General features: G+C 70.7%; 21 protein-coding genes. 9 read left to right on the plus strand and 12 right to left on the minus strand.

Translation table 11 applies throughout. The features are described from left to right. Positions 1–231 precede the first annotated feature (231 nt). On the plus strand, positions 232–2,415 hold the full coding sequence (gene helR / locus ACIBTM_RS23710; protein WP_395879253.1) for an RNA polymerase recycling motor ATPase HelR: 2,184 nt from the start codon (positions 232–234) through the stop codon (positions 2,413–2,415). Between the two features lie 104 nt (positions 2,416–2,519). Here the strand turns inward: helR and ACIBTM_RS23715 are convergent, their stop codons facing one another. Genes ACIBTM_RS23715 through cbiE form a run of 5 tightly spaced genes read right to left on the minus strand, consistent with a single transcriptional unit; the run spans position 2,520 to position 9,287 of the window. Continuing rightward, entirely contained in the window at positions 2,520–5,624 is a 3,105-nt protein-coding gene (locus ACIBTM_RS23715) for an arabinosyltransferase domain-containing protein (RefSeq protein WP_395879255.1), read from the minus strand. 33 nt (positions 5,625–5,657) lie between these two features. After that, positions 5,658–6,401 carry a cobalt-precorrin-6A reductase gene (locus ACIBTM_RS23720; RefSeq protein WP_395879257.1) on the minus strand — a complete coding sequence of 248 codons (744 nt, stop codon included), beginning with the start codon at positions 6,399–6,401 and terminating at the stop codon, positions 5,658–5,660. Then, a complete protein-coding gene (locus ACIBTM_RS23725) occupies positions 6,398–7,393 on the minus strand; it encodes a Gfo/Idh/MocA family protein (protein WP_395879258.1) in 996 nt (331 codons plus the stop codon). Before ACIBTM_RS23725 ends, ACIBTM_RS23720 begins: the two co-directional genes overlap by 4 nt. Beyond that, entirely contained in the window at positions 7,390–8,151 is a 762-nt protein-coding gene (gene cobM / locus ACIBTM_RS23730; protein WP_395879259.1) for a precorrin-4 C(11)-methyltransferase, read from the minus strand. Before cobM ends, ACIBTM_RS23725 begins: the two co-directional genes overlap by 4 nt. After that, the gene (gene cbiE, locus ACIBTM_RS23735; RefSeq protein WP_395879261.1) at positions 8,148–9,287 is read right to left on the minus strand and encodes a precorrin-6y C5,15-methyltransferase (decarboxylating) subunit CbiE; all 1,140 of its coding nucleotides are present in this window, start codon (positions 9,285–9,287) and stop codon (positions 8,148–8,150) included. The genes cobM and cbiE overlap by 4 nt, the downstream gene beginning before the upstream one ends. 60 nt (positions 9,288–9,347) lie before the next feature. Here cbiE and ACIBTM_RS23740 point away from each other — a divergent pair, with 60 nt between their 5' ends. The 5 genes from ACIBTM_RS23740 (at position 9,348) to ACIBTM_RS23760 (ending at position 15,092) form a co-directional block, all read left to right on the plus strand. Next, the gene (locus ACIBTM_RS23740; RefSeq protein WP_395879262.1) at positions 9,348–11,312 is read left to right on the plus strand and encodes a putative cobaltochelatase; all 1,965 of its coding nucleotides are present in this window, start codon (positions 9,348–9,350) and stop codon (positions 11,310–11,312) included. After that, positions 11,312–11,926 (plus strand): cob(I)yrinic acid a,c-diamide adenosyltransferase, encoded by a 615-nt coding sequence (gene cobO, locus ACIBTM_RS23745; RefSeq protein WP_395879263.1) that lies wholly within the window; start codon positions 11,312–11,314, stop codon positions 11,924–11,926. The genes ACIBTM_RS23740 and cobO overlap by 1 nt, the downstream gene beginning before the upstream one ends. Then, on the plus strand, positions 11,920–13,254 hold the full coding sequence (locus ACIBTM_RS23750) for a cobyrinate a,c-diamide synthase (protein ID WP_395879264.1): 1,335 nt from the start codon (positions 11,920–11,922) through the stop codon (positions 13,252–13,254). Before cobO ends, ACIBTM_RS23750 begins: the two co-directional genes overlap by 7 nt. Next, a complete protein-coding gene (gene cobC, locus ACIBTM_RS23755; RefSeq protein ID WP_395879265.1) occupies positions 13,247–14,254 on the plus strand; it encodes an Rv2231c family pyridoxal phosphate-dependent protein CobC in 1,008 nt (335 codons plus the stop codon). Before ACIBTM_RS23750 ends, cobC begins: the two co-directional genes overlap by 8 nt. Positions 14,255–14,396: 142 nt before the next feature. Next, positions 14,397–15,092, plus strand: a complete 696-nt coding sequence (locus ACIBTM_RS23760; RefSeq protein WP_395879266.1) for a hypothetical protein — start codon at positions 14,397–14,399, stop codon at positions 15,090–15,092. Here ACIBTM_RS23760 and ACIBTM_RS23765 read toward each other — a convergent pair. The 3 genes from ACIBTM_RS23765 to ACIBTM_RS23775 are packed head-to-tail and all read right to left on the minus strand — an operon-like array spanning position 15,005 to position 17,376. Then, a complete protein-coding gene (locus ACIBTM_RS23765) occupies positions 15,005–15,751 on the minus strand; it encodes an adenosylcobinamide-GDP ribazoletransferase (RefSeq protein ID WP_395879267.1) in 747 nt (248 codons plus the stop codon). The two genes, ACIBTM_RS23760 and ACIBTM_RS23765, sit on opposite strands and share 88 nt — an antisense overlap. Continuing rightward, a complete protein-coding gene (gene cobT, locus ACIBTM_RS23770) occupies positions 15,748–16,761 on the minus strand; it encodes a nicotinate-nucleotide--dimethylbenzimidazole phosphoribosyltransferase (RefSeq protein WP_395879268.1) in 1,014 nt (337 codons plus the stop codon). The genes ACIBTM_RS23765 and cobT overlap by 4 nt, the downstream gene beginning before the upstream one ends. Positions 16,762–16,770: 9 nt before the next feature. Continuing rightward, positions 16,771–17,376 carry a bifunctional adenosylcobinamide kinase/adenosylcobinamide-phosphate guanylyltransferase gene (locus ACIBTM_RS23775; RefSeq protein ID WP_395879269.1) on the minus strand — a complete coding sequence of 202 codons (606 nt, stop codon included), beginning with the start codon at positions 17,374–17,376 and terminating at the stop codon, positions 16,771–16,773. 36 nt (positions 17,377–17,412) lie between these two features. On the opposite strand from ACIBTM_RS23775, the gene ACIBTM_RS23780 reads away from it, so the two are divergent. Then, complete coding sequence (locus ACIBTM_RS23780; protein ID WP_395879270.1) at positions 17,413–18,345, plus strand: cobalamin biosynthesis protein; 933 nt, start codon at positions 17,413–17,415, stop codon at positions 18,343–18,345. After that, a complete protein-coding gene (locus ACIBTM_RS23785; protein WP_395879271.1) occupies positions 18,342–19,799 on the plus strand; it encodes a cobyric acid synthase in 1,458 nt (485 codons plus the stop codon). The genes ACIBTM_RS23780 and ACIBTM_RS23785 overlap by 4 nt, the downstream gene beginning before the upstream one ends. Here the strand turns inward: ACIBTM_RS23785 and ACIBTM_RS23790 are convergent. Both ACIBTM_RS23790 and ACIBTM_RS23795 read right to left on the minus strand, forming a co-directional pair. Beyond that, a complete protein-coding gene (locus ACIBTM_RS23790; RefSeq protein WP_395879272.1) occupies positions 19,796–20,557 on the minus strand; it encodes a CbtA family protein in 762 nt (253 codons plus the stop codon). The two genes, ACIBTM_RS23785 and ACIBTM_RS23790, sit on opposite strands and share 4 nt — an antisense overlap. A 15-nt stretch (positions 20,558–20,572) precedes the next feature. Beyond that, the gene (locus ACIBTM_RS23795; protein WP_020634341.1) at positions 20,573–20,779 is read right to left on the minus strand and encodes a CbtB-domain containing protein; all 207 of its coding nucleotides are present in this window, start codon (positions 20,777–20,779) and stop codon (positions 20,573–20,575) included. 229 nt (positions 20,780–21,008) lie between these two features. Here ACIBTM_RS23795 and ACIBTM_RS23800 point away from each other — a divergent pair, with 229 nt between their 5' ends. Continuing rightward, entirely contained in the window at positions 21,009–21,902 is an 894-nt protein-coding gene (locus ACIBTM_RS23800; RefSeq protein WP_395879410.1) for an ROK family protein, read from the plus strand. Here the strand turns inward: ACIBTM_RS23800 and ACIBTM_RS23805 are convergent. Continuing rightward, the gene (locus ACIBTM_RS23805; protein WP_395879273.1) at positions 21,892–22,677 is read right to left on the minus strand and encodes a DeoR/GlpR family DNA-binding transcription regulator; all 786 of its coding nucleotides are present in this window, start codon (positions 22,675–22,677) and stop codon (positions 21,892–21,894) included. The two genes, ACIBTM_RS23800 and ACIBTM_RS23805, sit on opposite strands and share 11 nt — an antisense overlap. Before the next feature lie 263 nt (positions 22,678–22,940). Next, a complete protein-coding gene (locus tag ACIBTM_RS23810) occupies positions 22,941–24,353 on the minus strand; it encodes a Dyp-type peroxidase (RefSeq protein ID WP_395879274.1) in 1,413 nt (470 codons plus the stop codon). Between the last annotated feature and the right edge of the window lie 328 nt (positions 24,354–24,681).

Raw genomic sequence — 24,681 nt, forward strand, 5'->3', positions numbered from 1 at the left:
ATTGGGGGGGGGGGGGGGTTGGCTTAACACCCTTTTTGTTAAAAAAACGGGTCGCGAAAGTGGCTTTCGCGACACGTCGACTTGCGTGGACACAGGGCCCGACCGGGCCGAGAAGTAGACGGGGTAACTCCCTCCGTAATAAACATATAGCGCATGGGGGGACTTGCCACAAGACCCCGGTGATGCCTCAGACTCACTCGCCGTAGCCGAAACCTGGTGAAATGGGAGTCTGTGTCAACTCAGGGTCATGAAGAAGAGCTCCGGTCCGAACGCGAGTACGTCGCCGGGCTCTACACGCGCCTGGACGCCGAACGCGCGCGTGTGAAGGGGGAGTACCAGGCCGCGCTGGGCGGGACCGGCGGGACGGCCATGGAACGTGACGTAGAGGTACGCGCGCTGGCCAGGGAGTCGCGGCGGCTGGACGTCGTCGACAACGGGCTGTGCTTCGGCAGGCTGGACAGCCTGGCGGGGGAGACCGCCCACATCGGCCGCATCGGTCTCTTCGACGAGGAGAACGACTACGAACCGGTGCTGCTCGACTGGCGGGCGCCGGCGGCGCGCCCGTTCTACACCGCGACCGCCGCGACGCCGGAGAAGATGCGCCGTCGCCGCCAGTTCCACACCCACGGCCGTGAGCTGCTCGGGTTCACCGACGAGGTGTTCGGCCGCCCCGGCGGCGACGCGGAGGGTGACGCGGCGCTGCTCGCGGCGGTCAACGCGCCGCGTGGCGAGGGGATGCGCGACATCGTCGCGACGATCCAGTCCGAACAGGACGAGATCATCCGGCACGAGCACCCCGGGGTGCTCGTGATCGAGGGCGGGCCGGGTACCGGGAAGACCGTGGTCGCGCTGCACCGCGTCGCGTACCTGCTCTACACGCAGCGCGAGCGGATGGAGCGCCACGGGGTGCTCGTGGTGGGGCCGAATCCGGCGTTCCTGCACCACATCGGCCGCGTCCTGCCGTCGCTGGGCGAGACCGACGTGGTGTTCATGACCACCGGCGATTTCGTGCCCGGCAAGCACGTCACCGCCGAGGACGGCCCGGAGGCCACACGGCTCAAGGGTTCGCTGAAGATGCTGGACGTCCTCAAGGCCGCCGTCGCCGACCGGCAGCGGCTGCCGGAGGAGCCGGTGCTGATCGACCTCGCCGACGTCACCGTGCGGATCGACGCCGAGACCGCGGAATGGGCGAGGGACGAGGCGCGCAAGAGCGGCCTGCCGCACAACGAGGCGCGCGGGACGTTCACCGACATCGTCACCTACGTCCTGACCGAGCGGGCGATCGCGCGGATCGGCCGCGGCTGGCTCAGCCGGGACGACCGGGACGAATGGGAGCGGCTGCGGAAGGACCTGCTGAAGGAACTGGCGGAGAGCGAGACGTTCACCGCCGCGCTCGACGCGCTCTGGCCGATCCTGACGCCGGAAAGCCTGCTGGGATCGCTGCTCTCGTCCCCGGAGCGGCTTCGTGCTGCGGGGGCCGACCAGGCGTTGCTGCGCGCCGACGGGGAAGCCTGGACGGTGTCGGACATGCCGCTGCTCGACGAACTCGTCGACCTGCTCGGCCGTGACAAGGCGGCGGATCAGGCCGCGGAACAGGCGCTCGCGCGGGAGAAGAAGGCCGAGGCCGAGTACGCCGAAGGTGTGCTCGACACGATGAAGCTCGACCGCGAGGAGATGGACGAGGACATCATGCTGTCGGCGGAGAACCTGCTCTTCGCCGACGAACTCGCCGACCGGTTCGTCGAGCACGACACGCGGAGCCTCGTCGAGCGTGCCTCGGCGGACCGGGACTGGACATACCGGCACGTCGTGGTCGACGAGGCGCAGGAACTGTCCGAAATGGACTGGCGGGTGCTGATGCGGCGCTGCCCCAACCGGTCGTTCACCGTCGTCGGCGATCTGGCGCAGCGCCGGTCCGAGGCCGGGGCGCGCTCGTGGGACGCGATGCTAGCGCCGTACGTGCCGGGTCGCTGGGTGTACCGCTCGCTGACGGTGAACTACCGCACCCCGGCGGAGATCATGGCGGTCGCGGCGTCGGTGCTCGCCGAGTTCGCGCCCGAGGTCCGGGCGCCGGAATCGGTGCGGTCCAACGGTGTCCGGCCGTGGGCGCGGCAGGTCGGCGCGGATTCCCTGGCGGGTGCCATCGAGGAGTTCGTCAAGGACGAGGCCGGGCGTGAAGGCACCAGTGTCGTGATCGGGCCGCCCGGGGTGCCCGGCACGGTACCCGCCTCGGAGACGAAGGGACTCGAATTCGACGCCGTTCTCGTCGTGGACCCGGAACGGATCCTGGCCGACGGACCGCGAGGTGCCGCTGAGCTCTATGTGGCGCTGACGCGCGCTACGCAGCGGCTCGGCGTCCTTCACGAAGGCTCGCTGCCGCCCGCGCTGGCGGGCCTGAGCGGACGACACGCGTGACTGGATGGACGACACTCGTGATCAGACGGACGACACTCTCGCCGTCCGTCTGATCACAGGTGTCGTCCGTTCAATCACGCGTGCCGTCCGGCTGATCACGCGTGCTAGCGCGTTGGGTCCTTGCCGTTCGGTTGGCGCGGGCCCGGACCGGGTGACCACCAGCCGGGGACGACCTTCTCGCCGTGGACGATCGTCGGCGCGATCCCCTCGGTGAACGGTTCGACCTGCAGCAGCTGGCCCCACGACTGGCTCGGCTGGCCGATCAGGTAGCTGGGCACCTCGGGTTCGGCCGCGACCTCTTCGAGCCAGCCGATCGGGCCGCCGTTGGTGCTGGACGCCCAGTTCGCCTCGTCGGCCACGGCGCCGGCGGTGATCCGGTACTCGGGCATCTTCGAGATGCCGTCGTGCGAGGTCACCGGCTGCACGCACGGGTAGACGAACGACGCGGGCCAGTCGACGTACACCGGCTTGCCCGCGATCTTCTCGGTCAGCGTGGTGAACGTCGGCACGCGGGGCGCGGACGCGGCGATCCAGCCGTCCTCGGTGAGGTCGTTGTCGACGATGTTGATCCGCACGGACGTCGTCTCGGCGGGGAGGTCGCGCAGGTTGATCCGGGTGTCGTTCCAGCCGTTGGTCCCGGCGCCGGGCGGCAGCACGAACTGGCTGCGGACGACCTTCACGCCTTCGGGGGTGTTCACGCCGTAATCGAGGCTGACCGACGTCGGCCGCCGGGCCGCGCCCGCGGTGGCGACCACGATCTGGCCGTCGGCGGGCTTCTCGGAGAGCGCGTACCAGTCGCTGCGCAGCCGCCCGGCCCGCGTCTCGGGGTCGAGGAAGCTGCTCCACATCGGGACTTCGTCGGGTTTGAAGCCGTGCGGCGGTTCGGCCAGCGGATCCTTGTCGTCGATCGCGCGGGTGTGGAACCCGGTCTGCACCCGGCCGTTGTCCTGCTCGGGATCGGGCAGCGGCGGCGGGGTCTGCCCGGCGGGCGGTTCCTCCTTCTTCACCGGGACCGTTCGCTGTTCGGGCTGGGCCCGCAGGATGCTGGTCGCGGCGTCCCGTTCCACCATCACGTGGTCGGAGAGGTTGCAGCTCTTGCCGAACAGATGCCCGAAGTTCGCGGCGCCGAGGCTGTAGGAGCCCGACTGGTTGTGGATCGCCCACGCCATGCTGACGAACTCGCCCGTGGCCATCAGGCCGCAGACGACCACCAGCGAGAGCGAACCGAGCCGCAGCGACCGGCTCCGCCCCTCCTGCGGTCCCGCCTGCAGGCCGGGCCGGTGCGCGCGGACGTTCTCCACGAACGCGTACACCCCGGAGATCGCGGCCGCGATCAGCAGGATCGTCGACAGCGGGATCCCGCCGATCGACGGCGCCACCGCCGTCCACTGCACGCCGAGTTTCGAGACGAACCAGTACGAGTTGGGCCCGGTCGCGGCCAGCGCGCCGACCACGAGCAACCCGGCGAGGAACGCGGCACGGTTGCGCCTGGACCTCAGCACCGTCGAACTGGTCGCCAGCGCGGTCAACGCCGCCATCGCCGCGCCGACCGCGGCGAACGCGCCGAAGTGGTGCGTCCACTTGGTCGGGGTCAGCGCCAGCAGCAGGAAGAACAGCGCGACCGTGCCGATCAGGCGGCGGCTGGGGCCGAGTGCCGCGCCGGGGATGCGGCCGCGGCGCAGCAGCACCACCAGACAGGTCCCGGTGCAGAGCAGCACCAGCAGCACGGGGAACCGGCGTGGCACGGAGCCGTCCGGCAGGCTTTCGAAGAGCAGCTGGTAGCGCGCGAGTTCCTGGAACCACGACAGGTTCGGGCCGACCAGGGTGCGGATCCGAGTCGCCTCCTGCACGGTGGCGAAGGTCTGGTCGGCGAACACCACGACCAGCACGAGCAGCCCGGCGGCCAGCACCGGCGCGAGCACCGGCAGCCAGCCGTTCTCGGCCCGCTGGCGGACCAGTTTGTACAGCGGGCGCGCGGCGACCAGGAACGGCGCGACCGCGATCAGCCCGGTCGGCGTCGCGGCCAGGGTGAACCCGGCCGCGGTCAGCCCGAGGCACAACGGCAGCAGACGGCGGGTCACCAGCGCGCGCTCGACGGCGCAGATCGCCAGCAGCGAGCCCAGCGCGGCCACCGGTTCCGGCCGGACACCGTTGTTGAACGGCATCCACCAGACCAGGAACACCGCGGCGGCCGCCCAGCCGGCGGCGCGGCTCGTGCGGACCTGGGTGCCCAGCCGCGGCATGACCTCACGACTGATCAGCAGCCAGCTCAGCACGCCGAGCAGGAACGACGGGAGCCGGATCCACGGCGGCACCGTGCTGACATGCGCCATCAGCTGATACACGTGGTAGAACCAGCCGAACGGCGCTTCGGCGACCCCGAACCATCGGTGGTAGTTCGTGAGGTAGCCGGTCTCTTCGGCCACTCTCGACATCGTGAGGATGTAGCCGTCGTCCGAGGTGACCGGGCCGATGAACACCCAGGCGCCGAGCGCGATGATCACCGTCGCGTCGCGGGCGGTCAGCCGCCACCAGCCGACCGGCGCCCAGCGCGGCGCGCGGCGGGCGAATCCGGAGTCCATCCGCCACACCGCGATCAGGCAGCCGATGAACGACAGCGCCGCGATGACGCCGATGATCCACTTCCACACGGTCGGCGAGGTCTGGTAGCGGGTGTCCGGGACGACCGAGACGTGCAGGCCGGCGATCGGGTCCTTGCCCGCGTTGATCGACGAGTAGATCCCGACCAGCCGCGGCCGGACGTCGCCCTCGGCGTGGAACACCACGGTCTCGGCGACGGTCACCGTCATCTGGTTCGCGTCCGCACGGAGCTTGATATCGCATTTGTTCTCGGGTAGCGGCTGCTGCACGATCTGCTGCCCCTGGCTGGAGGCGAGCAGCACGCCGTTGTCGATGCGCAGCTGGAGGCCGACGCCCTTGCCCGCGCGCGGGTCGGTGCGGCCGTCGGGAACGGTGGAGAACAACAGCGCCTGGCCCTGCGAACGCGCGTCCAGCGAACGGACGGTCGTGCACGGCAGGTCGACGCGCAGGTCCTGCGCCCAGTACCCGGTCAAGGGCGCGTTGACGGAGCGGGTGTCGCCGCCCGTTGGCCAGACGACCTCCGCTGTGTCCTGCACCACCGGCAGGAAGGGGAAAGCCAATGCGCACAAGGCGGACAGCAACCCCAGCGTGACAGCGATCAAACGCATCGGCGCAACGCTAACGGGTCTGGTCCGAACGGCTTACGCAGGGCTGCCCTTCGTCCTGCCGCCGAGCCAGGTTATGGCGTCCTGAACTGTCGTTACGCTGGCCGTTTCGGGCCGACGAGGCCGCCGTACGACGACCACCGGAAGGCCGAGCCCGCGCGCCGCGGTGAGCTTCGCCGCGGTCATCGCGCCACCGCTGTCCTTGGTGACGAGGACCTCGACACCGTGCCGCTCCATGAGCGCGCGTTCCTTCTCCACCGTGTACGGCCCTCGGTCCAGCAGGACTTCGTGCCGCCGGGGGAGCGGTGCCTCCGGCGGGTCGACGCAGCGGATCAGGAACCAGAGGTCGAGCCCCGCGAAGGCGGCGAGACCTTGACGTCCGCTGGTGAGGAACACGCGTTCGCCGAGCGCCGGGAGCAGCCGTGCGGCGTGGCCGAGGTCGTCGGCCCAGTGCCAGGTGTCGCCGGGCTGCGCGGTCCAGCCGGGCCTGGCGAGCCTGAGCAGCGGTGTCCCCGTCACGCTTGCGGCTTCGGCGGCGTTCGAGCCGATGCGTTCGGCGAAGGGATGCGTGGCGTCGATCACCGCGCCGACGTCGTTCTCCGTCAGCCAGCGCGCGAGCCCTTCCGGACCGCCGAAGCCACCGACGCGGACTTCGCCATCCGGCAGTTTCGGGCGCTCGACACGGCCCGCGAGCGACGACACGACGTGCTCACCGCGTGCCACCAGTTCCTTCGCGAGCTCGCGTGCTTCGCCGGTGCCGCCCAGGATCAGCAGCGTCATCGAGCTACGGCCGCGCGCCACCGCTCCAGCGTGCGCAGGTTCGCGAGCGTCTCCGCCCAGGTGAGTTCGGGCGCTTGCCGGTCGGCGAGATGTGCGGCGACGTGGTCGGCTTCGCGGGCGAAAAGGCCTTGTGTCGCTTCGACTTCGATCACCTCGGGCGCGCCGCCTTCCGGCGTGAGGACGATCTGCGACGTCTTCGGCTTGCGCATTTCGTGGATCCACGCCGGTTTCGGCACGTACAGCTGCCCTTCCGAGCCGTACACGCGGATGTGGTCGTCCTGCGTCAGCTGGAAACCGCAGGCCAGCTGCGCGAGGATCCCGCCCGGCAGCCGCAGCAGCCCGAACGCCACCTCGTCGACGCCGTTCTCGTCGAGCCTCGCCATCCCGAGCACCTCTTCGGGCTCGACGACGCTTTGCCCGGTCGCCGCCTGTGAGACCAGCCGCGCGAGTGACGTGCAGTAGCAGCCGACGTCGAAGATCCCGCCGCCGCCCAGCGCGGGATCGGTGAGCCGGGGGACGGCGAAGTTGTAGCTGAAGGCGACGTCCACGGCGCGGACCTCACCGATGGCGCCGCAGGAGATCAGCTCGGCCAGCCGCCGGATCTGCGGATGCAGCCGGTACATGAACGCCTCCATGAGGAAGACGTCGTTCGCGCGGGCGGCTTCGATGACCTTCTCGGCTTCGGCGACGGATATCGTCAGCGGTTTCTCGCACAGGATGTGCTTGCCCGCTTCCGCGGCGCGGATCGCCCATTCGCCGTGCAGTGGATGCGGCGTCGAGATGTAGATCGCGTCGACGTCCGGATCGGCGAGCAGGTCTTCGTAGGCGCCGTAGCATTTCGGGATCTCGAAGCGGCTCGCGAACTCGGCCGCCCGGTCGCCGGATCGTGCGGCGACGGCTTCGAGGACGCCGTGTTTGCTCTCTTCGACGCCCGCGGCGAACTCGGCGGCGATGGTCCCGGCGGCCAGCAGGCCCCAGCGAAGGCTTTTCACAACGACTCCGGTTGACTAGCGCGATCCCTGGCGGCCGAGTACAGGAAACTGTCGGGAAACCCTTCGGCCGCAAGGACTTCCCCGACGAAGATCATCGCCGCGCGGCTGATCCCGGCTTCGCGGGACTGCGCCGCGATGGTGCCGAGCGTGCCGCGCAGCACCTGTTCACCCGGCTGGCTCGCCAGCGCCACCACCGCCGCCGGGCAGTCTTCGCGATAGAACGGCCGCAGTTCGTCGACTACTTGCTCGATGCGGTTGATCGCCAGATGCAGCGCGAGCGTGGTGCCGGTACGCGCGAAGTTCGCCAGCGTTTCCCCCGGCGGCATGGCCGTGGACCTGGCCTGGGCACGCGTGATGACCAGGCTCTGCCCGACCTCGGGCACGGTCAATTCGCGGTTGAGCAGCGCGGCCGCGGCGGCGAACGAGGGGACACCCGGCGTGACGTCGTACGGCACGCCCGCCGCGTCGAGGCGGCGCATCTGTTCGGCGACCGCGCTGTAGATCGACGGATCACCCGAGCACAGCCGCGCGATCTCGTGGCCCTTCGCGTGGGCTTCGACCATGCGCTCGACGATCGCGGGCAGGTCGAGGTTCGCGGTGTCGACGAGCACCGCGTCGTCCGGGCAATAGGCGAGCAGGTCCGTGGGTGTCATGCTGCCGGGGTACAGGCAGGTTTCGCAGCGGCCGAGCAGGTCACGGCCTCGCACGGTGATGAGATCGGCGGCGCCGGGACCGGCGCCGATGAAGTGCACTGTCACGCCTTGCTCCACTGTGTCACGGCCCGCGCCGGGGTCCAGCCGGTGAATCCGCCCAGCGGCGCGGCCTGTTCGACCGCGACGCGGATCAGCTCCCCGCCGTGTTCGCCGTACGCGCGGGCCAGGGCCTGTTCGGATTCGAGGGTCACGCCGTGCGCGACGATCCGCGCCCCGGTCGCCAGGCAGGCGTCCAGAACGCCGGGCACGGTCAGCCCGCCGCCGATGAAGATCGCTTGCGGGGTGGTAAGTCCTTCGAGGGCGTCCGGTACCGCGCCGATCACCACGTCGAGTTCCGGGACGCCGAGCGTGTCCGCGTTCCGGGTGATCCGGGCGGCTCGCTCCGGCGACCGCTCGATCGCGATCGCCCGGTTCAGCGGATGCATGCGGGACCACTCGATCCCGACGCTGCCCGCGCCCGCACCGACGTCCCACAGCAGTTCGCCGGGCGACGGCGCGAGCCTGGCCAGCGCGGACGCGCGGAGGTCACGTTTGGTGAGCTGGCCGTCGTGCTCGAAGGCGTCGTCCGGCAGCCCGGTCAGCGGCAGCGCGGGACCGTCGGCCTCGATGGCGAACACGGTCAGCGAGCCGGGGCCCACCCGTTCGTCGGGGCCGCCGAGGTCGGACAGCGCGGTGACGCGACTCTTGCCGTAACCGCGGGTTTTGAGCAGGTCGAGCAGGTCTTCGGCGTTCGCGCCGAGGACGAGGATCTTCCGGCCGGGCGCGAGCGCGCGGCCCACCCGGGCGATCGCGCGGCCGACGACGGTGACCACCTCGGTCTCCTCCGCCGGCCAGCCGAGCTTCGCGCGGGCGAGTGTCACCGAGGAGAGGGCGGGCACGACCTCGACGTCGTAGCCGCGCTGGATCAGCGTCGTGCCGATACCGGACAGCAGCGGATCGCCGCTGGCCAGCACGCAGACGCGGCCTTCCCGCTCGGCGAGGAAGGCGTCCAGGCCGGGAAGGAGCGGGCTCGGCCATGGCTCGGATTTCATCCCGGCCGGCAGGTACGCGAGCTGCCGCGGCGAGCCCACGACCACGTCGGCGTTCAGCACCGCTTCCCTGGCCTGCGAAGACAGACCGGGCCAGCCGTCGGCTCCGATCCCGACGACCGTCAGGGGTGATTTTTCGCGCACGCTCGTCACGTTAGATGACGGAATTCCTATGCGATGATCGGCCGGAGGTCGTCGACGACAGGGAGAGCTGTGAAGCCGTACCCGTTCACCGCCGTTGTGGGGATGCCGGATCTGCGCCTGGCGCTGGTGCTTTCCTCCATCTCGCCCGCCGTCGGCGGGGTGCTCGTGCGTGGTGAGAAGGGCACGGCGAAATCCACGATGGTGCGGGCGCTGGCCGGTCTGCTGCCGGGCGTCGACGTCGTGGACGCGTGCCGGTTCTCCTGCGATCCCGTCGAGCCCGACCCGGCGTGCCCGGACGGCCCGCACGCCGAAGGTTCGCCCGCCCATCGTCGTCCCGCGCGGCTGGTGGAGCTGCCGGTCGGCGCGGCCGAAGACCGCGTGATCGGCTCGCTGAACCTGGAACGCGCGCTCGCGGACGGTGTCACCGACTTCCAGCCCGGCCTGCTCGCGGCCGCGCATCGCGGGCTGCTGTACGTGGACGAGGTCAACCTCCTGCACGACCACCTGGTCGACACGCTGCTCGACGCCGCCGCCATGGGCCGGGCGACCGTCGAACGCGAGGGTGTATCGGTGTCGCACGCGGCCCGGTTCGTCCTGATCGGCACGATGAACCCCGAGGAAGGCGAGCTGCGGCCGCAGCTGCTGGACCGCTTCGGGCTCACCGTCGAGGTCGCGTCGAGCCGGGATCCCGAACTGCGGGTCGAGGTCGTCCGGCGGCGGCTCGCCTACGAGGCGGACCCCGATGGTTTCGCCGGTCAGTACGCCGCGGCCGACGCCGAACTCGCCGCCGACATCGAGGCGGCGCAACGACTTCTGCCGTCGGTCAAACTGCCGGACGACGCGCTGCGGCAGATCGCCGAGGTCTGTGCGTCGTTCGAGGTCGACGGGATGCGCGCGGATATCGTGACCGCGCGGACCGCGGTCGCGCACGCCGCCTGGGCCGGGCGTACCGAGGTGACCACCGACGACGTCCGGGTCGCGGCCCGGCTCGCGCTGCCGCACCGCCGTCGCCGCAATCCCTTCGACGCGCCCGGGATCTCCGAGGAGCAGCTGGAGCAGGCGTTGCAGGACGCCGAACCCGAAGGTCCCGGCCCTGACGACGACGGCCCGGGCTCGGGCACCCCGCCGGAAGGCGGCGAAACCTCGGGACCGCCGCCGTCCGAGGGCGGGCAAGAACCGTCGGGCGGCGGCAAGAGCGGCGGCGACCAGAAGCCGGTCGGAGCCGGGGAAGCCTTCCGCGCCAGGCGTTTCGAGGTGAAGGGCACCGGCGAGGGCGCCGCCGGACGGCGGTCGAGGGCGATCACCGACAACGGGCGGACCATCGGCGTCCAGCCCGCCGGGACCAAGGACGGGCATCCGCATCTGCTCGCGACCGTGCGCGCGGCCGCCCCGCATCAGCGTTCTCGCGGCCGGAGTGGCGCCGGGCTCATGGTGCGGCCCCAGGATCTGCGGTTCGCGCGACGGGAAGGGCGCGAGGGCAACCTGGTGCTGTTCTGCGTCGACGCGTCCGGCTCGATGGGCGCGCGGCAGCGGATGCGCGAGGTCAAGACCGCCGTGCTGTCGCTGCTGCTCGACGCGTACCAGCGCCGGGACAAGGTGGGCCTGGTGACCTTCCGCGCCTCCGGTGCCGAACTCGCGCTCCCGCCCACGATCAGCGTCGACGCCGCGGCGTCCCGTTTGGACGGTCTCGCGACCGGCGGCCGGACACCGCTGGCCGAGGGACTTCTCGAAGCGGCCAGGGTCCTGCGCATCGAAGCGGTCCGTGATCCGTTGCGGCGTCCGCTGCTCGTCGTCGTCACCGACGGCCGGGCGACCAGCGGCGCCGACGCCGTCCAGCGCGCGCGGCAGGCGGCCGGGTTGCTGGCCGGGAACGTGACCTCGGTCGTGATGGACTGCGAGAGCGGGAAGATGCGCCTCGGGCTCGCCGCCGAACTGGCGGAACACCTTGGCGCGGAACACGTCCCGGTCGCCGAGGTCGCCGCCGACACCTTGGCCGGTGCCGTACGCACACGTATCTCCGGAAGGGCCGCGTAATGCCACAGGGTAAACCGGAAACGGTGCCGAACGACGGCCTCACCACCCGCCAGCGGCGCAACCGCCCGCTGCTCGCCGTGCACACCGGCGAGATGAAGGGCAAATCCACGGCCGCGTTCGGGATGGCGCTGCGCGCGTGGAACCAGGGCTGGTCGATCGGCGTGTTCCAGTTCGTCAAGTCGGCGAAGTGGCGCGTCGGTGAGGAAGCCGCGTTCCGCGCGCTGGGCAAACTGCACGAGGACACCGGCCAGGGCGGCGCGGTCGAGTGGCACAAGATGGGTGAAGGCTGGAGCTGGGCGCGTAAATCCGGATCCGAAGAGGACCACGCCGCCAACGCTCGTGAGGGCTGGGCCGAGATCAAACGCCGTCTCGCCGCCGAGACCCACGACTTCTACGTCCTCGACGAGTTCAGCTACCTGCTCAAATGGGGCTGGCTCGAAGTGGACGACGTCGTCTCGACGCTGACGGAGCGCCCCGGTCACCAGCACGTGGTGATCACCGGCCGGTACGCGCCGCCGGAGCTGATCGAGGCGGCGGACCTGGTCACCGAGATGACGAAGGTGAAGCATCCGATGGACGCCGGGCAAAAGGGCCAGCGAGGCATCGAATGGTGAACCGCGTGGTCATCGCCGCGCCCGGCTCCGGGCACGGCAAGACCACGATCGCCGCGGGCCTGATGGCGGCGTTGCGCGCGCGGGGGCTGAAGGTGTCCGGGCACAAGGTCGGGCCCGATTTCATCGACCCGGGCTATCACGCGCTGGCCACCGGACGGCCGCCGCGGAACCTCGACCCGTTCCTTCAGGGCGAGGACCGGCTGATCCCGTTGCTGCGGCACGGTTCCGCCGGTGCCGACATCGCGGTCATCGAAGGCGTGATGGGTCTGTTCGACGGGGCGCTCGGCACCGAGGGCTACGCCTCGACGGCGCATGTGGCCCGGTTGCTGGACGCGCCGGTGGTGCTCGTCGTGGACGCGTCGGCCGCGTCGCGCAGTGTCGCCGCGACCGTGCTCGGGTTCGCGCAGTACGACACCCGTGTCCGGCTCGCCGGCGTCATCCTCAACAAGCTGGGCTCGCAGCGGCACGCGGACGAGATCGTCACCGCGCTGGAGGCGACCGGCGTCCCGCTGCTGGGAACGTTGTACCGCAACGAAGAGATCCACGCGCCCAGCCGTCACCTCGGCCTGGTCCCGGCGGCGGAACGGGCGAGCGAGTCCGAACGGCTGCTGCCGGAGCTGGCCGCCTGGATCAGCGAGGGAGTGGACCTCGGCGGGATCGTGCAGGTCGCCCGATCGGCTTCCCGGCTTTCGGGGGAGCCCTGGCGGCCGCCTTTCGCGGTTGAGGGGAGGCGGTCGGTGGTCGCCGCGGCGGCCGGTCCGGCGTTCACCTTCCGCTACACCGAGGCCGTCGAACTGCTCGCCGCCGCGGGCGTCGACGTCGTCGAGGTGGATCCCTTGCAGGACAAGAAACTTCCCGAAGGCTGCGCCGGGCTGTACTTCGGCGGCGGTTTCCCCGAGGTGCACGCGGAAGAGCTGTCGGCGAACGTCGGCCTGCGGACGGCGATCGCGCGTGCCGTCGACGGCGGAATGCCCGTCGTGGCGGAATGCGCGGGGCTGTTGTACCTGTGCCAGGATATCGACGGGCTGCCGATGACCGGCGTCCTCGACGCCTCGGCCACCATGACGAAACGCGGAAAACTCGGATACCGCAAGGCTTTCTCGCCCGCGGACAGTGTCCTCGCGGTCGCCGGGCAACGCGTCACCGGGCACGAATTCCACCGCACGATCATCGAACCCGGCAGTGGCCAGACCCCGGCCTGGGGCTGGGACCGCACTCCCGACGGGTTCGCGTCGGCGTCCCTGCACGCGTCGTACCTGCACGTCCACTGGGCGGGCTACCCCGAACTCGCCGAGCGGTTCGCCGCCGCGGTGCACGCCCATGGCTGACTACGACCTGTGGCACCACGGCGATCGCGAGGTCGGCGAAGGTCTCGTCGATCTGGCGGTCAACGTCCGCCTGCCGGCGCCACCCGCTTGGCTGCGCGCCGAGCTTGCGGCGGCCCTCGACGATTTGGCGGCCTACCCGGATGTCACCGCCGCCACGGCCGCGGTGGCCGCCCGGCACTCGTTGCCCGAGTCCCGGGTCTTGGTGACCTCCGGTGCCGCCGAGGCGTTCACCTTGCTGGCCACGGCGTTGCGGCCGTCGTACGCGGTGGTCGTGCACCCGCAGTTCACCGAACCCGAAGCCGCTCTGCGCGCGGCCGGCCATGCCGTGCACCGGGTGGTGCTGTCGCCCGACGACGGCTTCCGGCTGGGCGACGTCCCGGAGGAGGCGGACCTGGTCTTCGTCGGGAACCCCACGAACCCGACTTCCGTGCTGCATCCGGCCGCGGACCTGCTCGCGCTGGGCCGCCCTGATCGGCTGGTCGTCGTCGACGAGGCCTTCCTCGACGCCGTCCCCGGCGAGACCGAAAGCGTCGCGGGGCAACCGGGTTTCGTCGTACTCCGCAGCCTGACCAAAACGTGGGGGATCGCCGGGCTGCGCGCCGGATACGTCCTGGCGGAGGAGTCCGTTGTGGACAGACTGCGCGCGGTGCAGCCCCCGTGGTCGGTGTCGTCGCTGGCCGCCGTCGCCGTCGAGGCGTGTTGCCGTCCCGCGGCGCTGGAGGAAGCCGAGAAGCTGGCCGTGGCCGCGGAAGCGGACCGGGAGTACCTGGTTTCGGGCCTGGCGGCGCTGGGCGTCGAGGTGCTGGGGGAGCCTCGGGGGCCCTTCGTGCTCGTGCGGCTCCCGGGGGCCGACGGCGTTCGGGAACGGTTGCGGGAGACCGGTTTCGCCGTCCGCCGCGGGGACACCTTCCCGGGGCTGGACGCGCGGTACCTGCGGATCGCGGTACGGGACCGGGAGACGGTGGATCGGTTCCTGGCGGCACTGCTGCAGGCTTTTTGAGGAGCGTCGCGAAAGCCACTTTCGGGACATCAGATGTCGCGAAAGTGGCTTTCGCGACACACGAGGCCGGGCCGGAGGGCCGATCGCGTGCGAGCGCACGGATTCTGACGTCGCGCCGCGCCCGAAGTGGTTGGATGGGCCGGTGAACTTCGCGATCGGCGTCTTCGATCTCTTCGCCTACACCATCCCCGGCGCGCTGTACGTCGCCTTCTTCGGCTACCTCGGGACGAAGCTCCACATCCTGACGGCGGCCAGCATCGGCGGCGTGCCGACCGTGGCGCTGATCGTCGTGATCGTGGTGCTCAGCTTCCTGCTGGGCTATCTGGCCTATCCGCTCGGGGAAGCGCTGGAGCGGATCGTGCCGCGCAGGCGGAGCAGGAATGCCCCCGAGGAGTTCCTTCGCCGGACGCCCGAGGCCGAGGGGCGCCCGTTCCTCAAGGAGAACACGCATCTGCTGTTGGGCGCCTTGCAACTGCACGACAAGGAGGTCGCTGCCGACGTCACGCGGGTGCGCGCGTCCGGCCTCATGGTGCGCAACTGCGCGCCGCCGCTGCTGTTCGGCGCGGTCGCCGCGATCGTCGAGATCTTCGCCGGTAAGCATCCGTTCATCGCCGCCGGGTTCGCGGTGCTGTTCCTGCTCGCGTCGCTCACCCTGGTCACGCAGAGCCGCAAGTTCGGGCTCTGGGCCGGGATGAAGACCCTCGAACTGTGTTTCTGGATCCCGGAAATCGACGAGAAACTGGCGGCTCCTCAGAACGACAAAGCGAGCAAAATCCCCGCGACGGAGACCTCGACGCAACCCCCGAGTACGTCCCCGGTGACCCCGCCCAACCGCTGAACGCACCGCGCCAGCAGCGCCGACGCGGCCAGATAGCCCAGCGCCACCGCGATCAACCCTTGCCACCACGGCAGCACCAGCGCCGCCGCGCCCGCCAGCACGGCGAAAACCACGGCCGCCGCCCACACCGGCACCGAACCGGCGACGGTCGCGCCCAGCCCTTCCGGCCGGGCCGACGGGACGCCGCGCGCACAGCACAGCGAGAGCACCCCGCGTCCGGCGATGACCGCCACCGCGGCCGCCGCGATCCCGTGTCCGGCCGCGATCGCCCCGGCCAGCGCACCGACCTGGACGAGCAGCACGAGCACCAGGGTCGCGATCCCGGTCGGCCCGGAATCCCCGCGCCGCATGACCTCCAGCGCCCGGGCGCGGTCGTACGACGCGCCGAGCCCGTCGGCCGTGTCGGCGAGCCCGTCCAGATGGAGCCCGCGGCTGCCCAGCGCGACCGCGCCCAAAGCCAGTGCCGCCGACGCGAACGCGGGCAGGCCGATCAGCTCACCCAGGAAGACGATCACCGTGGCGGCGGCCGCGAGCGGCACGGCGGCCAGCGGGCCGAGCATCATCGCTCCGCCCGCCACCCGCCGGTCGATCACTCCGGGCGCCGGTACCCGGACGGTGGTCAGGGTGCCGACGGCCATCTTCAGCGCGTCGGCGATCAAGCCAGATCCGCCAGCAGGCCCATATCCGCGAGGATCGCCCGCGCCGCCCTCAGCGTCGGCACCGCCTGCACGGCGCCGCTGCCCTCACCGAGCCGCAGCCCGAGGTCGAGGATCGGCTCCAGGTCGAGCGCCTTCAACGCGTACGCCTGCGACGGCTCGGTCGACCGGTGCCCGGCGAGCCACCACTGCTCGGCACCCGGCGCGATCTCGCGGGCGACGAGCGCCGCGGCCCCGGAGAACACGCCGTCGAGCAGCACCGGCACCCCGCGAACCGCCGCCTGTACGAGAAAGCCCGCCGTCGCGGCGAGACAAGCGCTGCCGAGCGCGGTCAACACCGTGAAGGGGTCTTTCACCGCACCGGCCCTGATCAACGCGGCCTCGACGACCGCCAGCTTCTGTGCCCGCCTGTCCTCGTCGATCCCGGTGCCCGTACCGACGACGTCTTCCGGGAGAAGGCCGAGCACCGAGGCGACCACGGCCGCGCAGATCGTCGTGTTGCCGATCCCCATGTCACCGGGGATGAGCAGATCCGCGCCGCCGTCGATCTCCTCGTCCGCGATCGCCAGCCCGTGCTCGAACGCCGTCCGCGCCTCGCCCTCGGCGAGCGCGTCCTCGACGTCGATCGAGCCGGAACCCCGTCGCACCTTGTGCGCGACGACCTCGGCGGGCACGTCCGCGCCGTCCCAGTCCACCGCGATGTCCAGCACCCGCACCTTCGCCCCGGCCAGCCCGGCCAGCACACTGACGCCGCTCTTCCCGGCGAGGAACACCCGGACCATCGCCGCGGTGACCTCACGCGGATACGCCGACATGCCGGAAACCCCGTGGTCCCCGGCGAAGACGACCACCCGGACGTCGTCGAGCGGCCGCGGCGGGACGGCACCGTGCGCCGCGCTGAGCCACGCGGCCAGGTCTTCGAGCCGTCCGAGTGAACCGAGCGGTTTGACCAGCCCGTCCAGTCTGGCGCGCGCGGCGGCTGCGGCTGCGGCGTCCGGGGTGGCGATACGCATGGAAACTCCCTAGGGCAGGTCGAGCATCCGTCCGGCGACGACCAGCACGGTCCGGTCGGACACCGCGGACACCCGGTTGTTCAACGCGCCCAGCACATCACGGAAAACGCGTCCGGACACCGTCGCGGGCACCACACCGCTGCCGACCTCGTTGCTGACCGCGATCACCGGCACGTCCGCCTGCGCCCACGCGGCCAGGAAATCCTCCAGCCGGTCGTCGAGCCGCCGCTCCCAGCCCTTGCGCTGCTCCCAGGCACCGACCTCGTCGAGCACCCGGCTGATCCACGTGCCGAGGCAGTCGATGAGCAGCGGATGCGTCGCCGTGCGCAGCACCGTGGCCAGATCGGTGGTCTCCACCGTCTTCCAGTGGCCCGGCCGCCGCGCGCGGTGCGCGGCCACCCGAGCGGCCCATTCGGGATCTTCGGCGCTCGGCGGCAGTCCGGGCGCGACATAGGTCAGGTGCGGGTGGCGGGACGCGAGCCGCTCGGCGTGGTGTGACTTCCCAGAGCGGACGCCGCCCAGTATCAGCACCTTGCCGTCGTCGCGCGAATAGCGGCGAAGTGCCCGCGCGAGAGTCTCCAGGACCCTCGCGAGGCGATGCGTCAGCTTGGTCATACCCCGCATTCTCGTGCACGCGCTACCGTTCGCCACGTGCCACTCCGACAAGCCGCCACCGCAGCCGGACTCGTGACCGGTTACGTCGCCGACGCCGTGTTCGGAGATCCACGGAAGAGGCATCCGGTCGCGGGCTTCGGCCGCGCCGCGCAAGCCCTCGAACAGCGGGTTTACGCCGATTCGAAGGTGCGGGGCGCCGCGTACACCGCGGTCTGCGCGGGTACCGTCACCGGATTGGGGGTCGCGGCCCAGTTCTTGACGCGGAAGCGTCCCTTCGCGAGGTTCGCGCTCACCGCGGCGTCCACTTGGGTGGTTCTCGGCGGCAAGGGGCTCGCGGCCGAGGGCACGCGGATGGCCCACCTGCTCGACGACGGCGACCTGCCCGGCGCCCGGCGGCGGCTTTCGCATCTGTGCGCCCGCGACGCCACCGGCCTCGACACCGAACAGCTCGCGCGCGCGACCACCGAGTCCATCGCCGAGAACACCTCCGACGCGGTCGTCGCGCCGCTGCTGTGGGGCGCGGTCGCCGGGATCCCCGGTCTGCTGGGTTATCGCGCGCTCAACACGCTCGACGCGATGGTCGGCTACCGATCGCCGAAGTACGCCAACTTCGGCTGGGCGTCGGCGAGGACGGACGACCTGGCGAATCTGGTGCCGTCCCGCGTCGGCGCGGCGCTCACCGTGGTGTCGGCGCCGCTGGCGGGCGGCTTCGCCAAACCCGCGTTCCGGATCTGGCGCCGCGACGGCAAGCACCATCCGAGTCCCAACGCGGGCCAGGTCGAGGCCGCCTTCGCCGGCGCGCTCGGGATCAGGCTGGGCGGGACGAACAGCTACGGCGGCCGCACCGAACGCCGCGGTGTCCTCGGTGACGGCCGCGAGCCGGAGCCGGTGGACGTGCGCCGCGCGGTCCGGTTGTCGAAGGCGGTCGGCCTCGCCGCGCTCGCCGTCGCGGTGGCGGTCGCGCGGTGAGCGGCCTGCTCGTCGCGGGGACGACGTCGGACGCGGGCAAGAGCCTGGTCACCGCCGCGTTGTGCCGCTGGCTCGCGCGCCGGGGCGTGCGGGTCGCGCCGTTCAAGTCCCAGAACATGTCGAACAACTCGATGGTGTGCGCGGACGGCGCCGAGATCGGCCGCGCGCAATGGCTGCAGGCGCGGGCGGCCCGCGTCGAACCCGAAGCCGCGATGAACCCGGTGCTGCTGAAACCCGGGAGTGATCGGGGCAGCCACGTCGTCGCGCTCGGGAAACCGTTCGGCACGCTGGAAGCGGGGGAGTACGCGACGGGCCGGGCCGGGCTCGCCGAGATCGCGTTCGACACGTTCTCTTCGCTGCGAAAGCGTTTCGACGTCGTGCTGTGCGAAGGCGCGGGCAGCCCTGCCGAGATCAACCTGCGCGAAGGCGACTACGTCAACATGGGGCTGGCCCGGCGCTTCGGCCTGCCCGTGGTCGTCGTCGGCGACATCGACCGCGGCGGGGTCATGGCCGCGATGTTCGGCACCCTCGCCCTGCTGTCCGCCGAAGACCAGGCGCTGGTTTCGGGCTGGCTGGTCAACAAGTTCCGCGGTGACGTCGGCCTGCTGCGGCCGGGACTGGAGACGCTGGAGAAGCTCACCGGCCGCGAGGTCTTCGGCGTGCTGCCCTGGCTCGACCAGGTGTGGATCGACTCGGAGGACGCGCTGGCCGCCGCGGGCTGGGGCGCCTCCGGCGGGTCTCTGCGGGTCGCCGTCGTGCGTTTCCCGCGGGCCTCCAACGCGACCGACGTCGACGCGCTCGCCGCCGAGCCCGGGGTCTCGGTCGCGCTGACCGCCGACCCGGACACGGTCCGTTCCGCCGACGTGGTGATCCTGCCGGGCTCCCGCGCGACGGTGGACGATCTGGCGTGGCTGCGGGCACGCGGCCTGGCGGACGCGGTGCGCACACGGGCCGAGGCGGGGCGGCCGGTGCTGGGGATCTGCGGCGGCTATCAGATGCTGGCCGCCGAGATCGAGGACGACGTCGAATCCGGCGCGGGAACGGTCCCCGGTCTCGGGTTGCTGCCGACCCGCGTCTCGTTCGGCGTCGACAAGGTGCTGGCCCGGCCGTCGGGTTCGTGGCGTGGTCAATCCGTGGAGGCGTACGAGATCCACCACGGCACCGTGACGGCCACCGGCCCCGCCGAGTCCTTTTTGGACGGGTACCGGCGGGGCGCGGTGTGGGGCACGATGTGGCACGGGGCCTTCGAAAACGACGGTTTCCGGCGCGCCTGGCTGGGCGAGGTGGCGGACTGGTCACCGGCCGCCGGGGCACCGGGGTTCGGCGCGCTGCGGGAGGCCATGCTCGACAGGCTCGCCGACGCCGTGGAAGAGCACGTCGACACCGCCCGGCTCCTGCGATTGATCGAGGACGGTGCCGACCGCGCTCTGCCTTTCGTGCCGCCAGGGGTCTAGGCCTGAACGGCTTCCTTGTGCTTCAACGCCTTCTCGGCCAACGCCCCGAAGGCCAGGCCGAGCGAGGTCCAGAGCACCACCTGCGTGCCGACCGACGCCAGCCGGAAGGTCCACAGCGTGGAACCCGGGAAACCGTCGGGGACCTCGTCGATCGACGGCAGCAGCGCCGCCGCCACCGCGATCACCACGACGTACCCGCCCGCGGCGAGCAGGCCGCCACGCCAGGCACCGAGCCTGTCGGCCAGCTTCCGGCCGAACGCCGCCGCGAGGATGCCGACCAGCAGCGAAAGCGCGACGAAGCCGAAGTACAGGGAAGTCCGGCTCCCGATCGTGCCCGCCTGGCCGACCGCGGGCGGATTCCCCGGGTACTTCAAGAACGGCACCAGGAACACGACCACGAACGCGCCACCCGCGAGCAGCGCCGCGGTCACCCGCGGTCGCAGGGTGCCGAGGCGGCCGTAGGTGAAGGCGAACGCGAGCGAGAACAGCCCGCCGACGGCGACGCCGTACAGGCCGACGCCGGTCAACAGGCCGACGGTGCTCTGCACACCGCGGGTGACGAGCTCTTCCTCCGCCGCCTCGGCGTCGGCCGGGGCGTGTTCGTGGGCACCGGGCGCGCTGTGCGAATGCGCGGCGGTGCCCTCCAGGCCGATGGCGGTGTCGACCGAAGGCTCACCGAAGAAGTACGCGAAAAGGGTCGCCAGGACACCGGCGACCAGGCCCGCGAGCATGCCGCGGACCAGCAAGGTCCTCATCATGGGGCGCTTGCCGCCCTAGTGACAGGGGAAGGCCAGCAGGTGCCGGCCGTCGTGGACGAACTCGTGGACGTACGAGTTCGCGAACACCGACACCGCGCCTTGCTCGGCGCTGACGAAATACAGCGCGATCAGCGAAAGGAGGATGACGAGCACCGCCCAGGGCAAGATCTCGCGGACGGGGATCCGGACGGGGACGGGTACTGCGGCTACCGCTTCGGACATGGCGGTGGGACCTCCTCGGGCTAGCGCGGCCTCTTCAGGGGTGTCACGACGGCTCCGGGTCTGGCTTCCCCGATGACTCGGGGTCACAGTGGCGCGACCGCGCGGATTCTCACCGCGTTCCGGGTACCGTCGTCTGGCCGATCGAGAGTAGGTCGCGGTGAAGCCTCCGGTCAATGTGACCGAACCCAATCGGACGCGCGCATGCCAAAATCCAGCCATGACACCTGCGGTGGCGGCACTCGATGTCGGCGGCACGTCCATCAAGGCGGCCCTGTACGACGCGGACCTGAAAGATCTCGCCAGCCTGCGCGAGCCGACGGCGCGCGGGGCGGACGGCGAGGCGCTCGCCGACCAGGTCGCGCGGATCGTGGAAACGCTGGGCAAGCAGGCGGGGACCGGTACGCCGGACGCCGTCGGCGTGGTCATCCCCGGCATCGTCGACGAGGTCGGGCGGGTGGCCCGGTTCTCGGCGAACCTCGACTTCCGGAACGTCCCGTTCGGCGAGATGCTCGACAGCAGGCTCGGTCTTCCGTTCGCCTTCGGGCACGACGTCCGCGCCGGCGGGCTCGCGGAGTTCCGGGTCGGCGCGGGCAAGGGCTGCACCGACGCCGCCTTCATCCCGGTCGGCACCGGGATCGCGGCCGCGCTCCAGCTTGACGGGAAGCTGTACGCCGCGGGTGGGCAAGGCGGCGAAATCGGGCATATCGACGTCGGGCACCGGCTGCTGTGCGGGTGCGGCGCGACAGGCTGTCTCGAAGCGATCTCCTCCGCGTCGGCCATCGCCCGCCGCTACAGCGAGCACACCGGACGGCAGGCCGAAGGCGCCGAGCAGGTGGTCGACGCCGCCCGCCACGGTGACGAGGCCGCGATCTCCGTGGTCAACGACGCGCTCGAAGGGCTCGGCCACGGCATCAAGACCCTGGTCACCCTGCTCGCGCCCGAAGTCGTCGTCCTCGGCGGCGGCCTGTTCACCGCGGGCGACTACGTCCTCGAACCGGTGCGGGCCTGGCTGTCGGCGAACCTGCAGTTCCAGCGGATGCCCGAACTGCGGATCGCGCGGCTCGGTGACGAGGCGGGCAGGCTCGGCGCGGCCCTGCTGGCACTGGACCTCCTCAAGCCTTGACCACCCGCACGCCTTCCTCCTCGAAGGCGTGCACCCGCTCGGGATCGGCCCGGCCGTCGGTGACGAGCACGTCGACGTCGGCGGTCGCGCAGATCTTCGCGAAGGCGTGACCGCCGAGTTTCCCGCTGTCGGCGAGGACGACGACCTGCCGGGCGCGGGCCGCCATCAGCCGGTTCGTGCTCGCGTCGCCCTCGTGGTGCGCCTGCGCGCCGTGCACCGGGTCGAAGGCGTCCACGCCGAGGAACACCAGATCCAGCGAGATCTGGTCGAGGAACAGCTGCGACAGCGGCCCGGACAGGTCGAACGACTGCTGCCGCGCGACCCCGCCGGTCACCACGATCTTGATATTGGGCCGCACGGCGAGTTCGTGGGCGATGTTGAGCGCGTTCGTCACCACGGTGAGCGACGGCCCGCCGGTCGGCTCGCCCATATCCGGCCGGGTCGCGAGCGCGCGGCCCACCTCGGTGCTCGTGGTGCCCCCGTTGAGCCCGACCACCATGCCCGGATCGACCATCCTGGCCGCGGCGGCGGAGATCCGTTGCTGTTCCGGTGCGTTGCGCGCGGCCTTGTGCCGCAACGGAAGGTCGTAGGCGAGGTTGCTCGCGACGGCGCCGCCGCGGGTGCGGACCACGAGGTTGCGGCCCGCCAGATGATCGAGGTCCCGGCGGATCGTCGCGGGGGAGACACCGAGTTCGCCCGCCGAAACCTCGACGTCGACTTTTTCCCGCTCTCCCACCATGTCCAATAAAGCCGTCAGCCGTTCATGCCGATTCATCACCAGCTCCCTCCCCGAAGCGCGATGTCGCTTACCGCACCGGACAAAGTACTACGCGTCGCGATACGGCCGGAAAGAAGCGGCGGATTCCGGGCGCCGGGGAGAAATGGCGAAGTGAACGGGCGCCGGCCACCCCCAGTGTGACCGGCGCCCGCCCGGCGGCCGGTACGCCCAGGACCGGCCCGTTTCGCAGGCTATCTCCGCCGGCGACGGACTGATATCCGCTTTACGCCTATTTCGGTGACGTTCTGCGGATAGTGCGATCAGCCCTTGCCGCCGAGTCCGCGCAGGAAGGCGAGTGAAGGCATGAAGAAGTAGTCGCCACCCTTGAGCGTCACCGCCTGCGGGATCGGATCCGCCGTCACCGTCCGGGTGCCCGCCCATTCCGTGGTGTAGACGGATTCCGGGCGCGGGCCCTGGCCGATGACCGGATCGAGGCCCGGCGGCTTGACCCCGTCGGCCGGGATCGGGAAGCCCGGGTTGTTCGACCAGGTCGCCTGCGTGAACTCGAACTGGTTGCCCAGTGCCGAATTGAACGCCATGAACAGCAGGCCGACCCCGCCGCTGGGCCGGGCGGACGGCGGCAGGTCGGCGTTCGGATGGTCGGCCCGTTCGCCGTAGGGCACACCCCGCCGCGCCATCAGGTGCAGACGTTCCTGTGGGGGCGGTTCCGCACCGCCGCTGCCGCGCGGATTCGTCTTCCGGATATGCGCCTGGAAGGGACATTTGGCGCCGGCGATGTCGTTTCCGTAGTCGAAGTTGTTCGGTACCGGACTTTCCGCGCCCTCTTCCCGTTGCGCGGTCAACGGCGTGCCGTCCTCGAACCGGCCGACGATCATCGCCCCCGCCCGTTCCCGGTCTTCGCCGACGAGTCCCAATTGATCCGCCAGCGCCTCTTCCGACTGCTTGAATCGCCGCACATTCTGTTCCAATTTGCGGAAAACGAAGTAGCTGCCGAAATGGACTTCGGGATCGGGCGCGGCGTGGTCCGGAACGAGCACCTGGTTCAGCGGAGCGGACGGATCCCAGACGCTGATCCCGTCCGTTCCCGTTTTTTCCGCGTGGATGTCCTCGACCAGGAAGAGCGGCTGGCTCCGGCCGTCGACGTAGCCGAAATGCTCGATCCCCTCGCCGTCGGCGTTCACCCGGCCGAATCCGGTTTCCTCGGCGACGACGGAAACGGTCGACGGAATCAGCGCGAGAACCGCGTTCCGGCGTGCGGTCATCGGAGCGTCGGCGCCGTCGGCGATGATGACGACGGCGTGGATCTCGTCGTGGTATCCACCGTCGAACGTGGAGCGAGGCGGGTCGTTCAGCTTCTCGCGGGTCTCCTGCGTGCGCATGCCCAGCCGGAAGGATTCATCTTGCGGTGCCTCGATTTTCAGGAACCGGTAGCCGGCCGAGGTCAGTCCGGTGCCGACGTAGGGCGACCCCTTCACGCCTTCGGTCTTGAAGCGCTCGACCTCGGTCAGGTGGGTCTTCGCGGATTTCATCAGCGGGACGAGCGACGCGAGGAACTTCATCGCGCTCGGGCCTGGCGAAAAACGGAGGAAAAGTGCGGAAAAATGGTCGCGGGCGTGCGCTTTCAGGATGTTCGGCTGTAGTTCGTCGAGCATCTTCGCGGCATCGCCGGTGGCCGTCTTCCATTCCAAGGGCACGGTCAGATCGACGGACATATCAAGGAACCCCCTCCTTGGGACACCGTCCGGCGGCTCCGGCAGGTCTTGCCGGTCCCCGCCGCCGTACGGGACTTACCCCCTTGATACAACCGATACCGAAACCTTGCTGTCATCACTCGCAAGTACACTCTTCCGGCGGTTCTTTCACTCGAAAGAACCAATACCCCGATCACGCCCCGCGTTTAGTCCTCTGCTTGCGGTGGTTGCGCGCGCAACTACCGCATTCAGAGGACCAAACGCGACGTGTAGCGGGTGTCGTCCGTCCAGTCACGCGTGTCGTCCACCTGATCACACGCGCCGTCCCCTGAGGCACGCATTACCGCCG

The sequence above is a fragment of the Amycolatopsis sp. NPDC049868 genome, from assembly GCF_044461365.1.
Classification (GTDB): Bacteria; Actinomycetota; Actinomycetes; order Mycobacteriales; family Pseudonocardiaceae; genus Amycolatopsis.

What these genes read in the sequence shown, in the direction of transcription:
- ACIBTM_RS23715 (WP_395879255.1), bottom strand. Translation starts at nt 5,624, where the DNA reads ATGCGTTTGATCGCTGTCACGCTGGGGTTGCTGTCCGCCTTGTGCGCA.
- ACIBTM_RS23720 (WP_395879257.1), bottom strand. Translation starts at nt 6,401, where the DNA reads ATGACGCTGCTGATCCTGGGCGGCACCGGCGAAGCACGCGAGCTCGCG.
- cobO (WP_395879263.1), top strand. Translation starts at nt 11,312, where the DNA reads ATGCCACAGGGTAAACCGGAAACGGTGCCGAACGACGGCCTCACCACC.
- ACIBTM_RS23750 (WP_395879264.1), top strand. Translation starts at nt 11,920, where the DNA reads ATGGTGAACCGCGTGGTCATCGCCGCGCCCGGCTCCGGGCACGGCAAG.
- cobC (WP_395879265.1), top strand. Translation starts at nt 13,247, where the DNA reads ATGGCTGACTACGACCTGTGGCACCACGGCGATCGCGAGGTCGGCGAA.
- cobT (WP_395879268.1), bottom strand. Translation starts at nt 16,761, where the DNA reads ATGCGTATCGCCACCCCGGACGCCGCAGCCGCAGCCGCCGCGCGCGCC.
- ACIBTM_RS23775 (WP_395879269.1), bottom strand. Translation starts at nt 17,376, where the DNA reads ATGACCAAGCTGACGCATCGCCTCGCGAGGGTCCTGGAGACTCTCGCG.
- ACIBTM_RS23790 (WP_395879272.1), bottom strand. Translation starts at nt 20,557, where the DNA reads ATGATGAGGACCTTGCTGGTCCGCGGCATGCTCGCGGGCCTGGTCGCC.
- ACIBTM_RS23795 (WP_020634341.1), bottom strand. Translation starts at nt 20,779, where the DNA reads ATGTCCGAAGCGGTAGCCGCAGTACCCGTCCCCGTCCGGATCCCCGTC.
- ACIBTM_RS23805 (WP_395879273.1), bottom strand. Translation starts at nt 22,677, where the DNA reads ATGAATCGGCATGAACGGCTGACGGCTTTATTGGACATGGTGGGAGAG.
- ACIBTM_RS23810 (WP_395879274.1), bottom strand. Translation starts at nt 24,353, where the DNA reads ATGTCCGTCGATCTGACCGTGCCCTTGGAATGGAAGACGGCCACCGGC.